The 12,731-nt window shown below is 53.5% G+C and carries 11 protein-coding genes; 4 read left to right on the top strand and 7 right to left on the bottom strand.

Going from position 1 to position 12,731, the window contains the following annotated elements:
- Positions 1-25: 25 nt before the first annotated feature.
- Both glyS and glyQ read right to left on the bottom strand, forming a co-directional pair.
- Positions 26-2,107 (bottom strand): glycine--tRNA ligase subunit beta, encoded by a 2,082-nt coding sequence (glyS, locus tag R0137_RS02415; RefSeq protein WP_407328273.1) that lies wholly within the window; start codon positions 2,105-2,107, stop codon positions 26-28.
- Positions 2,104-3,063 (bottom strand): glycine--tRNA ligase subunit alpha, encoded by a 960-nt coding sequence (gene glyQ / locus R0137_RS02410; RefSeq protein WP_407328271.1) that lies wholly within the window; start codon positions 3,061-3,063, stop codon positions 2,104-2,106. Before glyQ ends, glyS begins: the two co-directional genes overlap by 4 nt.
- A gap of 208 nt (positions 3,064-3,271) precedes the next feature.
- On the opposite strand from glyQ, the gene R0137_RS02405 reads away from it, so the two are divergent.
- The 3 genes from R0137_RS02405 to R0137_RS02395 are packed head-to-tail and all read left to right on the top strand — an operon-like array spanning position 3,272 to position 5,796.
- Entirely contained in the window at positions 3,272-4,105 is an 834-nt protein-coding gene (locus R0137_RS02405) for a lysophospholipid acyltransferase family protein (protein WP_407328269.1), read from the top strand.
- A 43-nt stretch (positions 4,106-4,148) separates the two neighbouring features.
- Positions 4,149-4,940: a co-chaperone DjlA gene (gene djlA, locus R0137_RS02400; RefSeq protein WP_407328267.1), complete on the top strand. Its 792-nt coding sequence runs from the start codon at positions 4,149-4,151 to the stop codon at positions 4,938-4,940.
- Between the two features lie 55 nt (positions 4,941-4,995).
- A complete protein-coding gene (locus R0137_RS02395; RefSeq protein WP_407328266.1) occupies positions 4,996-5,796 on the top strand; it encodes an alpha/beta fold hydrolase in 801 nt (266 codons plus the stop codon).
- A 41-nt stretch (positions 5,797-5,837) separates the two neighbouring features.
- Here R0137_RS02395 and R0137_RS02390 read toward each other — a convergent pair whose 3' ends face one another.
- The 5 genes from R0137_RS02390 to def all read right to left on the bottom strand — a co-directional run bounded on the left by R0137_RS02390 (position 5,838) and on the right by def (position 11,554).
- A complete protein-coding gene (locus R0137_RS02390) occupies positions 5,838-7,286 on the bottom strand; it encodes a TrkH family potassium uptake protein (protein ID WP_407328265.1) in 1,449 nt (482 codons plus the stop codon).
- Between the two features lie 8 nt (positions 7,287-7,294).
- Positions 7,295-8,671, bottom strand: a complete 1,377-nt coding sequence (gene trkA, locus R0137_RS02385; RefSeq protein ID WP_407328263.1) for a Trk system potassium transporter TrkA — start codon at positions 8,669-8,671, stop codon at positions 7,295-7,297.
- A gap of 108 nt (positions 8,672-8,779) precedes the next feature.
- On the bottom strand, positions 8,780-10,084 hold the full coding sequence (gene rsmB, locus R0137_RS02380) for a 16S rRNA (cytosine(967)-C(5))-methyltransferase RsmB (protein WP_407328260.1): 1,305 nt from the start codon (positions 10,082-10,084) through the stop codon (positions 8,780-8,782).
- The gene (gene fmt, locus R0137_RS02375; RefSeq protein ID WP_407328258.1) at positions 10,081-11,040 is read right to left on the bottom strand and encodes a methionyl-tRNA formyltransferase; all 960 of its coding nucleotides are present in this window, start codon (positions 11,038-11,040) and stop codon (positions 10,081-10,083) included. The genes rsmB and fmt overlap by 4 nt, the downstream gene beginning before the upstream one ends.
- Before the next feature lie 7 nt (positions 11,041-11,047).
- On the bottom strand, positions 11,048-11,554 hold the full coding sequence (gene def / locus R0137_RS02370) for a peptide deformylase (protein WP_407328257.1): 507 nt from the start codon (positions 11,552-11,554) through the stop codon (positions 11,048-11,050).
- An 89-nt stretch (positions 11,555-11,643) separates the two neighbouring features.
- On the opposite strand from def, the gene R0137_RS02365 reads away from it, so the two are divergent.
- Positions 11,644-12,729 carry a LysM peptidoglycan-binding domain-containing protein gene (locus R0137_RS02365; RefSeq protein WP_407328255.1) on the top strand — a complete coding sequence of 362 codons (1,086 nt, stop codon included), beginning with the start codon at positions 11,644-11,646 and terminating at the stop codon, positions 12,727-12,729.
- Positions 12,730-12,731 lie beyond the last annotated feature (2 nt).

Below are 12,731 nucleotides of genomic sequence, written 5' to 3'. Positions count from 1 at the left end.
GCAAGGATGTTCAGTAAGGTCTTGGTCATTCGCTCTTCACACCAGCGAGTTGCGAAATATCTGCGATAAGCATGAACTGTTCGCGGAGGGTCGCCAGTAACGCGAGTCGGTTCGCTTTGAGTGCGGGGTCTTCTGCGTTAACCATCACCTCATCGAAGAACGCATCTACAGGCTCTCTAAGCGCTGCAAGACGCGTAAGTGCGCCGGAATAATCTGCGCGCGCTAGCGCGCTTACATTATCTTCCGCAGCTGACGAAACAGCACTATGAAGTGATAATTCATTAGCCTCTTTGAGTAAGTCGGTACTTACTCCAGCACTGTTGTCGAAATCTGTAGCTTTCGCCAGTATGTTGCTTACGCGCTTATTTGCGGCAGCAAGAGCTTCTGCCTCTGGTCGTTCGCCAAAGGCCTTCACCGCGCGAACACGACGATCGAAATCGGCTGGTCTTGAGCTGCCGCTGCCGCGTACAGCACGAAAGACTTCGATGGCAATGGCATCGTTTTCGTAAAGGGCAGGTAAGCGATCCAGCATATAGTCAAACACGGTATCGCTTGTTCCGTCGGCGATCACGCCTTCGGCAAAACCCTCCACCGCCATGTTCAGGCAGTCGCGTAAATCCAAATTAAGCTGTTTTTCGATGATGACTCGCAACACAGCGATAGATGCGCGTCGTAGAGCAAACGGATCCTTTGAACCCGTAGGCGGCTGGCCAATACCAAAAATACCGATCAGTGTGTCCAGACGATCCGCAAGTGCTACCGCTACGGCAACGCCGCCAACAGGTAAATCGCTTCCCGCTTGTGTGGGCCAGTAGTGTTGGGCGATAGCGTCAGCAACGGCAGTCTCTTCGCCATCGTTCCGCGCGTAATACGCTCCGGCGATACCCTGCATGTCCCCGAACTCCAAGACCATGTCGGAAACCAGGTCGGCTTTACACAGCTCTGCAGCACGTTCAGCCTGTATTCTGTCAGCACCTGTCAACTCGGCGAGTTCGCCTGCCAGTCGTTGCACCCGCTGTGTTTTGTCCAGCAAAGATCCCAGTTGCTTCTGAAAGACAACTGCTCCAAGACGAGGCACTCGGGACGCGAGAGTGCTTTGACGGTCTTGTTCGTAAAAGAAAGCTGCGTCCGCAAGCCGCGGTCTGATCACGCGCTCATTTCCCGCAACAACCTGACTTGGATCGCGGCTCTCTATGTTGCTCACAGTCACAAAATTCGGCATCAACTTTTCGTTAGCATCGACCACCGGGAAGTACTTTTGATGGCTTTGCATAGATGAGATCAACGCCTCAGGGGGAACTTCAAGAAACGCTGTATCAAAGCTCCCGGCCAGGGCTACGGGCCATTCGACGAGACTTGCTACCTCACCGAGCAGGTTGCTATCAACGAGTGCTTTACCACCCAATGCGTCTGCGGCAGTCTCAACCTGATTCCTTATGAGATCGCAGCGCTCCTGAAAGTCTGCGATAACCCAGGCGTCTCTCATTACCGTTTCGTAGTCGCTCGCAGACTCAAAACTGATTTCGTCTGGTGCGTGAAAGCGATGACCTCGGCTCGTGTTACCGCTGGCAATGCTCAGCACATCTCCAAATCCAGACTCACTGCCGTACATCAGTACAATCCAATGTACCGGGCGAACAAACTCCATTCGAGATGCGCCCCAGCGCATGCGCTTTGCTATGGGCAGAGCGGCAACGGCGTCATTGACGATGGCGCTCAGGCATTCGCTGGTTTTAGCACCGGCGATGGTCTGATTCATGCCAAGCCGTTGTCCCTTGGGTGTATCGATAACTTCAAGCTCTTCAGGGGTGCAGCCCAGTTTTGCGGCAAAGCCCTGGGCGGCACGAGACCAGTTGCCGTCATCATCGCGGGCCTGTGCTACGGGAGGGCCTAAGGCCTCTTTAGATTCATCCGCTGCTTTTTCAACGAGTTCTTCTACGAGCACCGCGAGACGCCGCGGTGCTGCAAACCACTGACTATTGCCGTGAGACAGACCTTTGTCTGCTAGCTGACGGATGATCTGCTCATGCAGTGCACGCCCTAATTGTTCCAGGCTGCTTGAGGGCAGCTCCTCGCAGCCGATTTCTAATAACAGAGGCTGACTCATGCCGCAGCCTCCTTTAGCTGAGCAAGCACCTCGTCACGAATCCCGGGTTCCGCCATAGGAAACCCAAGAGCTGCTCGGGCATTGAAATATGCCTGAGCAACGTTTCGCGCCAGGGTTCGAACACGCAAAATGTAGCGCTGTCGCTCTGTCACCGATATCGCATGACGTGCATCTAACAAGTTGAAGGTGTGCGAGGCGTTCATAACCATTTCATAGGCCGGAAGCGGTAGCTCAAGGTCGGTTAGGCGTTTTGCCTCTTTTTCGCAGTGATCGAACTGTGAAAACAGGAAGTCGACATCTGCTTCTTCAAAGTTGTATCGCGACATCTCTACTTCGTTTTGGTGAAACACGTCGCCATAGAGCACGGGGCCCTGGGGACTTCGAGTCCAAAGCAAGTCATAGACACTATCGACGCCCTGCAGATACATGGCGATACGCTCAAGACCGTAGGTGATCTCTCCGGTTACGGGATAGCACTCAATCCCTCCCGCTTGCTGAAAATAGGTGAATTGGGACACTTCCATGCCATTGAGCCACACTTCCCAACCCAGTCCCCATGCGCCCAGGGTCGGTGATTCCCAGTTGTCTTCGACAAAACGGACGTCGTGAGTGAGTGTGTCGATACCTAAAGCCTGCAAAGACTGTATGTACAGCTCCTGAAACTCGGGAGGTGAGGGCTTCATAGCCACCTGAAACTGATAATAGTGCTGCAGACGATTGGGGTTTTCTCCGTAGCGCCCATCTGTGGGACGACGGCTTGGCTGCACATAGGCCGCGTTCCAACTCTCGGGTCCCAAAGAGCGGAGAAATGTTGCTGGGTGAAATGTCCCTGCCCCTACTTCCATGTCTAACGGCTGGAGAATGAGACATCCTTTTTCACCCCAGAATTGCTGCAACTTAAGTATAAGTTCCTGAAAACTGATGGGGTCTTGTGCTGGGTCGAGATACTGGCTCACGCGGAATCCTGTGCGAGGTGCAAAAGGACCGTAGTATACCGTCAGTAACAGCGGCACAATACGCAGTCGTTACACAACTAACGCGCAATTTGTGCGCTTTTATTACCACTGCGTGACAACGATATCGAAACAGGGATACGTGAAAAGTCGTCTCATTACATTTTTATTGTGGTCATCATCCTTGCTTCCCTTGGGAGTGTGTCGTGCTTTGGGACGTGCCTTAGGTCGCGTTGCCTGGTGGGTGGGCGGCTCTCCACGGAGGGTGACCGAGCGGAACGTAGGCTTGGCCTTTCCAGAGCTCTCGGAGGAAGAGCAGGAATCATTGGCTCGCCGTTCCCTGCAATCTACGGGTGAGCTGGCTGTCGAGATGGGTTATGTCTGGAACCGTCCCTGGGATCAGATTCGAGGCCACATCCTTGAGATCGTGGGAGATGACGCTGTTCGTGCCGCTCTTGCAGAGGGTCGAGGGGTGATGATGCTGGGGCCGCACCTTGGTAATTGGGAGATTGTTGGCCTGCATATTTCAGAAATGGGTGAGTCAGTAGCGCTCTATGAGCCTCCCCATATGCAGCAACTCGACGACATGGTGCGTACCGCCAGGCAGCGCTCGGGCTCGGTTTTGGTTCCTACAGATGCCCGCGGACTTGCTAAGCTCGTGAAGTCTTTGAAAAAGGGTGGCATTGCTGGGATTTTGCCAGATCAAGTTCCGCCCGTAGTAGAGTCTGGAGAGAACAGCCTCTTTATGGAGGTGCCGACGTTTACGATGACCTTGGCTAGTAAGCTGTTGGGCAAAAGCGGCGCACAGGCGTTCTTTGGTTTTGCGGAGCGTATTCCCGGTGGCTACCGGTTACATTACTTACCTGCTGACGAAGGTATTTACAGCAAGGATATGCAAACCTCGCTGAAAGCACTGAATGATGGGGTTGAACGCTGTGTACGGATGTCACCCGCGCAGTACCAGTGGGAGTACAAGCGCTTTCGGGTTAGGCCCCGTGGAAGTGTGGATTATTACGCCCCGGACTGGCGACCCGAGTCCAATTGAACAACCTTCTGTTTTTTCTTCTTTTTTCCAATCGGAGTTAGTGATGTTTTTTGGCAAGTTGCTTGCGGGCATTCTGGGATTACTGGTTGCGGGTTTCCCTGGGCTCATCTTTGGCGTTGTGCTCGGCCACCTGTTTGATCGAGGTTTGGCCGGTGTATTGGGAATGGGTACCGCCGATCTCGAAAAAGTCAGAGAGCACTTTTTTCGCAGTACTTTTTTGCTCATGGGTCACGTGGCGAAATCTGACGGTCGTATCTCCGAAGATGAAGTGGCCCATACGGAAGCAATATTTCGTCAACTGGGTTTGTCAGATGATCAGCGCCACGACGCCATTTTGTTATTCAAGGAAGGGGGTGATAAGGACTTTTCTGTAGAGGCTACTATCCAGAATTACTTGCTAGCGGGCGGAGCACACCCAGCGCTAAAGCAAACGCTGATGATGTTTCTTGTAACTCTGGCGCTTGCTGACAACCAGTTACACAGCGGTGAACGTTCCGCACTCCGGCAGATCGGAAACCTTCTGGGCTACAGCGATGAGATCGTCGAGGAGCTCTTGCGTATGGCGACAGCGCAGGAACAGTTTCATGAGCAGCCGGGTCACCCGTCTGCACCTACCATTTCCGATGCTTACGCTGCGTTAGGGGTAAGTGAGGAGGCAAGCGACAGCGAAGTGAAACGCGCTTATCGAAAACTCATGAGCCAGCATCACCCGGATAAGTTGGCTGCGCGAGGCGTGCCCGAGGATATGCTGAAGATTGCCACAGAAAAGTCCCAGGAAATTCAGGCCGCTTACGAGTTGGTTCGTAAATCCCGAGGCACTGGAAAGCGCGGCTAAAGGCGGCTTTTTGACCGCATTTTTTCAGTCAATAACCGAGTCATAGGGGGCATCTATGCGCATACGCACAACGCTAAGTTCACTTCTAATCCTGATCTCCATAACAGCGTCACAAATTGCTATGAGCGAGGAAGGCGGTAGCTCTACTCGCCCTAGCTTTGTCCTTGTCCATGGCACTTTTCAGTGGGGAGGGCAATGGGATGCATTGTCTGAGTTGCTGAGCGTACAGGGTTTTGAGGTGCACTCCCCATCATTGACTGGCCTAGGAGAAAAAGAGCATTTGTTATCCAAACAAGTCGGTCTATCAACACACATCGACGACATTTCGAACTATGTGGAGTGGTTAGATATTGAAAACGTTATTCTTGTAGCGCACAGCTACGGAGGTGCCGTCATTACTGGGGTTGCCGATAAGCTTGGAGACAGAGTCTCCCATGTTGTTTACATCGATACGGTCCCTTTGACTCATGGTGAAAACCTCCTTGATGCCTTTGGGCCAGAAGTCACTGCAATAGCGCAAACGTCTGTTGAGGAGCACGGTGATGGTTGGTTGATTGCCGCTGACGCGCTGCGAGACCCGCAGCCAACCATGAGAAGTCATCCGTGGAAGACCTACACCGATCGTATTGACTTGAAGAACTCTGCACCCCAATCAGGAACCATTATTGTTGCTACACAAGCTGCTGAAATTTTCGGTTACATGAGAAAGCAAGAAGCCCCCAAGCGCGCGAAGGCGCGGGGCTGGAAGCTTTTAACGGTAGAGGGTCCCCATCCGCTTCAAGAGAGCAGCCCTTCGAAGGAAGAAGTGGCGGATATTCTTCTAAATGTAGCTAACAGCATGGCACCAAAGAAATAGTGGTCGGCGCCTAGTTGAAAGAATCGCAGCTCCTCTAATTATCAGTTACGCCAAAACATCGGCGTAAACAACACCAGTAAGGTAAACACTTCGAGTCGCCCTAAGAGCATCGCAAAGCACAATACTGACTTGGCAAAATCACTAACCTCGCCGTAGTTTGCAGCCACAGATCCCAGTCCCGGACCCAGGTTGTTAAGCGCGGCAGCGACTGCAGAGAATGCTGTAATGAAGTCCAGGCCGGTGGCCATGAGCACTAACATGATCACGATAAATGCGAAGGTATAGACCGCAAAAAAGCTCCAAACAGCACTAACTACCGTGGCTTCTACGCGGCGGTTACCGACTTTTAAGGGGATAATCGCATGGGGGTGCACAAGCTGTTTTAGCTCGCGAATTCCCTGCTTGTAAATGAGCATCAGACGCATGGCTTTGATGCCACCGCCGGTAGATCCTACGCAGCCTCCCATAAAGGAAAACATCAGGAGCATCATCGGTAGAAAGCCGGGCCATAGGGAAAAGTCCTGTGTGGCGAAGCCCGTGGTAGTGGTGATAGACACCGCCTGAAAAAGACCGTGTACGACGCTTTCTTGAATGTTGAGTGTTTCAGAGAACACGAGGTAAGCACAGGTAATGACGACGCAGACAGCCATTGCGCTGGCGAAAAATTTGGCCTCGGAATCTTCCCAATACCCAGAGGCACTTCGGCGGCGAAATGCCGTGAAGTGCAGCCCGATGTTCAGCGCCGAAATCAACATAAACAGTGTGCTGATGAGATAGATAGCTTCGCTGTCGAAGTAGCCCATGCTAGCGTCGTGGGTGCTAAATCCACCGATAGCGACCGTTGCAAAGGCGTGACAAACCGCGTCGAAGCCCGACATTCCTGCGAGGCTGTAGGCCCCGGCACACAGCACGGTCAACGCAAGATACACCGAAAACAATGCCTTGGCGGTTTCCGTGATACGCGGAGTGAGTTTGCTGTCTTTGCTGGGGCCGGGAGTCTCTGCGCGATACAACTGCATGCCACCAATACCCAGCATGGGTAACACAGCGACCGCTACGACGATGATACCAATACCACCTAACCACTGGAGCATTTGCCGATAAAGAAGAATCGAAGCGGGCATGTCATCGAGACCCGTCAACACAGTAGCGCCCGTGGTAGTAAGCCCTGAAACTGACTCGAAGATCGCGTCGGCGGCACCCATGTTCAGGGACTCTGTAAGTGCAAAAGGCAAGGCCCCAAATAGTCCCAGTACGGTCCAGAATAATGCGGTTATCAGAAAACCGTCGCGGATTTGCAGGTCGCGTTTAACTCCCCGGAGGGGGAGCCAAAGTGTAATACCCGACAATAGGGTGATTGCGAAGGCGTAGATAAAGCCCGTTACTGTGTCATCGTCAGTAAGAACAGCAATGAGCAGCGGCGGCAACATCGCTACACTGAAGAGGCTTAGAAGAAGCCCCAGGATGCGCAAACTAATGGCGAAGTGCACGCGATGGCCTAAGAGAAAAAGCCAAAACCTACGGCGAAGAGTTTCTCTACCGCGTGAATTTTGTGCTTATCAACCAAGAACAGGATGACATGGTCATCAGTTTCAACCAGTAAATCGTGATGCGCGATAAGTACCTGCTCGCCTCGAACGATAGCACCGATAGTAACGCTCTCGGGGAGAGGTATTTCTTCTATGCGGCGTCCAACGACTTTTGAGGAGTAGGCGTCGCCCCGTGCCACGAGTTCGATGGCTTCCGCCGCTCCTCGGCGAAGCGCATGTACCGCACTGATATCGCCTTTACGAACATAGGTCAGCAGACTGCCAATGGTGATCTCCTGAGGTGAGATTGCGATGTCGATCTCGTCCCCTACAAGTTCTGCATAAGCGGGATTCGTGATCAGCGTGATCACCTTCTTTGCGCCCATGCGCTTGGCGAGCATGGACATCATGATGTTTGATTCATCGTTGTTGGTCAGTGCGCAAAAAACATCGGTGTGTTCAATGTTTTCCTCGGCTAGTAGTGCAGGCTCAGCCGCACTGCCGCCAATAACGAGGGTGTGTTTGAGTTGTTCAGACAGAACGCGACATCGCGCGTAGCTGTACTCAATCACTTTTACTGAGAAGTCTTTTTCCAGTGAATTTGCGAGTCGAGCGCCGATGTTTCCGCCGCCCGCAATCATGATGCGCTTGTAAGGTTTGTCTACACGGCGAAGCTCAGAGGTGACCTGGCGAATGTGTTTGCTTGCCGCGATAAAGAATACTTCATCGTTGGCTTCCACCACTGTATCGCCCTTGGGGAAAATAGCCCGATCTCTTCGAAAGATCGCGGCAACGCGAGTGTCTACCTTTGGCATATGCTCGCGAATCGTACTGAGCTCTTTGCCAACGATTGGGCCGCCGTGTACCGCACGCACGGCCACCAACTGTACGCGGCCCTCTGCGAAATCGAGAACCTGTAGAGCGCCGGGATTAACGATGAGTTGGCGGATCGACGAGGTAATGAGTTGCTCAGGACCAATGATAACGTCTACAGGTATGTTCTCTGCAGAAAAAAGCCGTTCCTGATGATCGAGATAAGCTTGAGAGCGCACCCGGGATATTTTCTGAGGCGTGCGGAAAAACGTATGCGCTACCTGGCAGGCCATCATGTTGATTTCGTCGCTGTTGGTGACGGCAATCAGCATTTCGGCATCTTTGGCGCCTGCCTCTCGCAGAGTGTCAGGGTGCGAAGCGCTGCCGGTGACGGTGCCAATATCAAGGCTGTCTTTTAGCGCACGCAGGCGCTCACCGTCGGTGTCGACAATGGTTATATCGTTTTTTTCGTTTGCCAGATGTTCTGCGAGCGTTCCGCCCACCTGTCCGGCCCCCAGGATAATTATTTTCATGCCGCAAAGATCCTGCCGCTGCAGTGGCTGCACAGTACTGCAATCAACTGCCGCAATACAGGCCTCATAGTGGAAATCTTACGCGCAAAAAGTGCGACCTCATGGCGCTTAAACATCTTTATAAAGCATGGCGAAATAAAGCCCGTCAGCACCCTTGGCGTGGGGCAGCAGCTGCTTTCCGTGGGTACATGGGAGTGCCGAATCGAGTTCGAGAGGCTCTTCGCGAGCATTTGCCTGCCTTGATAAAAACGCGGCTACTACGTCGCTGTTTTCTTCCGGCAGCAAGGAACATGTGACGTATAGCAGTCGCCCGCCGGGTGCGAGGAGTGGCCAAAGTCCATCAAGGATTGCGTTTTGTTGCCGCGCAAACCCGGCCGCATCCTCTATACGCCGCAGAAGCTTTACGTCCGGATGCCGACGGATTACGCCAGTAGCAGAGCAAGGAACATCTAGCAGCATGGCGTCAAAAGGGCCTTGATCTTTCAGTGCTGTAGAAGGCTTTGCACCGTCAGCACACAAAAGCTTTGCGCTGAACCCCAGTCGATTCAGGTTTTCCTGAACGCGACGCAAACGGTCTTCGCTGATATCAGTGGCAGTGAGACAGGGTTCTGAGCCTTGCTGCTCCAGAATATGCCCACTCTTCCCTCCGGGTGCAGCGCAGGCGTCAAGAATACGTTCACCGGGCGCTGGCGCTAACAGCTGTGCCGCCATCTGCGCGGCTTCATCCTGAACGCTGCATAAGCCATTCATAAAGCCCGGTAGCGCGGACACGTCCGTGGGCTGATCAAGGGTTAGCGCGGCGGAACTCATCACGCCTTTTTGAGAGCTGATGTCGATACCGTTTAGTTGCTGCTGATAACTATCTCGATCTGTGCGAGAAAGATTCACACGCACAGTCATAGGGGGGTGAGTATTGTTCGCTTGCGCGATTTCTTCACGCTGTTCTGGCCAGTGCTTACCTAGGGCGTCCCAAAACCAGTCGGCCTGGGCCGCGTTTTGTGCAGGGCTTAGTGCCGCCAGTAGATCGGCCTCTTCTCGCTGAAACCTCCGCAGCACAGCATTTAGCAATCCAGAGAGTTGACGTTTTTTGAGAATCGTCGCGGCATCCACGGTTGCACTGACGGCGGCGTGGGGCGGAATGCGCATTTCCGTTAGCTGATAAAGGCCAGCCAGCGCTAGCGCATGAACGTCCCGATCTTTTGTTCGCAGGGGTTTTTGAAGCAGCTGCCCAAGTAATCCGTTCAGACGGGGAAACAGGCGGAGAGTTCCGTAGCAGATCTCACGGCAGAGAGGTTGATCCCGCTCGGGGAGGCCTGCTCCCAGTGATTCTAGAGCGCGGTCAAGGGAATCACCGCGCATTACAGCAGCGATTACCTGTGCGGCTCGGGCTCGCACGGCGGCTCCGGGCTTCACAAGCCCCCTTCGGCACTAAACCGATTTCCCGACGCAAATAATGCGCTATTGCCGCGGAGCAGGTCTTGAGCTTGCATCGCCTTTGATCCCGCCATTTGCAGTGTTTTGAGTACGACGGCGCCCTCTCCACAACGCACGGTGATCCCGTGCTCTGTACTGCTCAAAATCGTGCCTGGCACACTGCCCGAGCTGCTGGCGGCGGACTGGGCCGACCAAATTTTCAGACGCTGACCTTCTAAAAAGGCATAGCAGCCCGGAGCTGGCTTGAATGCCCGTATGCGCCGAGCAATAACAGCGGCAGGTTCGGACCAATCAATGAGGGCTTCATCCTTAGTGATCTTTGCCGCGTAGTTGGCCTCGCCCTCGTTTTGAATTGTGGCAGCAGAAAGTTGTTCCGGTAGATCCTCCAAAACGTTTAACAACAAAGGCGGGCCAATACCTGCGAGTTCTTCGTAGAGGTCGGCGCTACTGGTTTGCGAAGTGATGGGACAGGGTCCTTTTGCCAGCATGGGGCCCGTATCGAGCCCCGCGTCCATGAGCATGATAGTCACGCCGCTTTCAGAATCTCCCGCTTCGATCGCGCGTTGTATGGGGGCCGCTCCACGCCATCGGGGGAGCAAGGACCCGTGTACGTTGAGGCACCCATAGCGCGGCAAATCAAGCACGGCCTGGGGCAGGATCAAGCCATAGGCCACGACGATAAGCGCGTCTAGTTGAAGTTCATCGATGGCTGTTATGGCTTCAGGACTGCGAAGACTTGCAGGCTGCATTAACGTCAGATTATGACTTTCTGCCAGCACTTTGACGGGGCTTGGACGGTCCTTCTTACCTCGTCCCGCAGGTCTGTCGGGTTGCGTAAGTACCGCAAGCAGCTCATGGTTTGAGTGGATCAGCGCTTCGAGATGGATCGCGGCAAAATCTGGGGTGCCTGCGAAGGCCAGGCGCAAGGATGACACGGGGTTGTCAGGCTCGCAGCCGGTGAGCTTTTTCGAGCTTGCTGCGGATGCGATTGCGTTTCAAAGGCGAGATGTAGTCAACAAATAGCTTGCCATCAAGATGATCTATCTCGTGCTGCAGACAAATCGCCGGCAGCCCGTCCAGCTCTTCGCTAAAGGGCTTGCCGTCTCTACCTAAGGCATCGACGCGAATTTTTTGCGGGCGATTCACTTCTTCGTAAAATCCCGGTACTGACAAACAGCCCTCGTCGTAGCTGCCCAGAGTCTCGTCAATAATACTGACCTCGGGGTTTATAAAAACCTTGGGCGTGTCTCGATCCTCGGAAGTATCAAGGACCAATAATCTCTGATGAACGTTGACTTGAGTCGCAGCAAGGCCAATACCCGAAGCCTCGTACATGGTTTCGATCATGTTATCGATAAGCGTGCGTAAGCCGTCGTCGACTACTTCCACGGGTTTTGCCACCGTGCGCAGACGCGGATCAGGAAATTCTAAAATGTCGAGGACTGCCATGAATCTAACTTCTACCGTAGACTGCGATAGTATAACGTGGACGTTTATGCGCGAACACTGCGTAAGCTCCGTGCCTGGGAGAATGACCGATGACAGAATGGCTGATTAATGCCCCTTCAGCGCCCCATAAGAGTAATTCTGCTCTGAAGGGATGGTTGACTAGTGCTCTATTAATACTGGCACTACTTCTGCCGGGATTAAGTCCCGCACAAGAAGCGACAGTACGGGGTGATGCGCCGGACACCTATCTCGTTAAGAAAGGCGACACCCTCTGGGGTATTGCAGATATGTTCCTCGAGGAGCCGTGGCTGTGGCCAGAAGTCTGGGATGTGAATCCTCAGATTGATAACCCCCATTTGATCTTTCCCGGAGACACTCTTTATCTGAGCTATGTTGATGGCCGGCCGCGTTTGTCGTTGAGCCGTGGCCGCGACGTAAAGCTTGCGCCCAACATGCGGGTCACCCCGTTGGATTTGGCGATTCCGGTGATTCCTCTTGACGACGTCGATGCATTTTTAAAGCGTCATCGAATCATTGGTCCTGAGGAGCTCGAATCCTCGTCATATGTAGTAGCAGGTGGACAAGAGCACCTGATCACGGCCAACGGCGACACGATTTATGGTCGCGGCTATTTTCCCGAGGACGAGCGCGCCTACGGTATTTATCGTGCCGGAGACGTATATCGGGATCCTTTGACACTTGAGGTTCTGGGTTATCAGGCGCAGGACATTGGCAATGCACAGGCCAAAAGCAGCCTTTCGGATCCTGTTGTCGAGCTGGAGGTAACTCGGGTAACTGAAGAAGTGCGCATTACCGACCGCTTACTCCCTCTTGATGAGAGAATTTTGGACGCGACCTTTCAGCCTCGCGCACCCGGTGTAGATGTTGAAGACGCCTTTATGATTGCCGTTGATGGCGGGGTCACACAAATCGGGACCTGGGACATCGTCGTTCTCAACAAAGGCGATCGAGAGGGTCTGGAGGTGGGTCACGTACTCGCTATTTATCAGACAGGCGAGGTGGTGTTTGACGAGGTCGCGCAAACTAACGTGAGTCTTCCTGACGTTCGTGCGGGATTGGCCATGGTTTTTGAGGTTGCCGAGAAAGCGAGCTACGCGCTGGTCCTCAAATCCAACCGTCCGCTGAAAGTGATGGACAAGGTTAAGAACCCCTGACG

Source organism: Congregibacter brevis (assembly GCF_045689245.1).
Taxonomy (GTDB): domain Bacteria; phylum Pseudomonadota; class Gammaproteobacteria; order Pseudomonadales; family Halieaceae; genus Congregibacter; species Congregibacter brevis.
The sequence above is the reverse complement of the archived record's forward strand: the minus strand, read 5'-3'. Positions and strand labels throughout refer to the sequence as shown.

Excerpts from the sequence above, each read along its gene's own strand:
- R0137_RS02365 (WP_407328255.1), top strand. The coding sequence starts at position 11,644 with ATGACAGAATGGCTGATTAATGCCCCTTCAGCGCCCCATAAGAGTAAT.
- djlA (WP_407328267.1), top strand. The coding sequence starts at position 4,149 with ATGTTTTTTGGCAAGTTGCTTGCGGGCATTCTGGGATTACTGGTTGCG.
- R0137_RS02395 (WP_407328266.1), top strand. The coding sequence starts at position 4,996 with ATGCGCATACGCACAACGCTAAGTTCACTTCTAATCCTGATCTCCATA.
- def (WP_407328257.1), bottom strand. The coding sequence starts at position 11,554 with ATGGCAGTCCTCGACATTTTAGAATTTCCTGATCCGCGTCTGCGCACG.
- trkA (WP_407328263.1), bottom strand. The coding sequence starts at position 8,671 with ATGAAAATAATTATCCTGGGGGCCGGACAGGTGGGCGGAACGCTCGCA.
- glyS (WP_407328273.1), bottom strand. The coding sequence starts at position 2,107 with ATGAGTCAGCCTCTGTTATTAGAAATCGGCTGCGAGGAGCTGCCCTCA.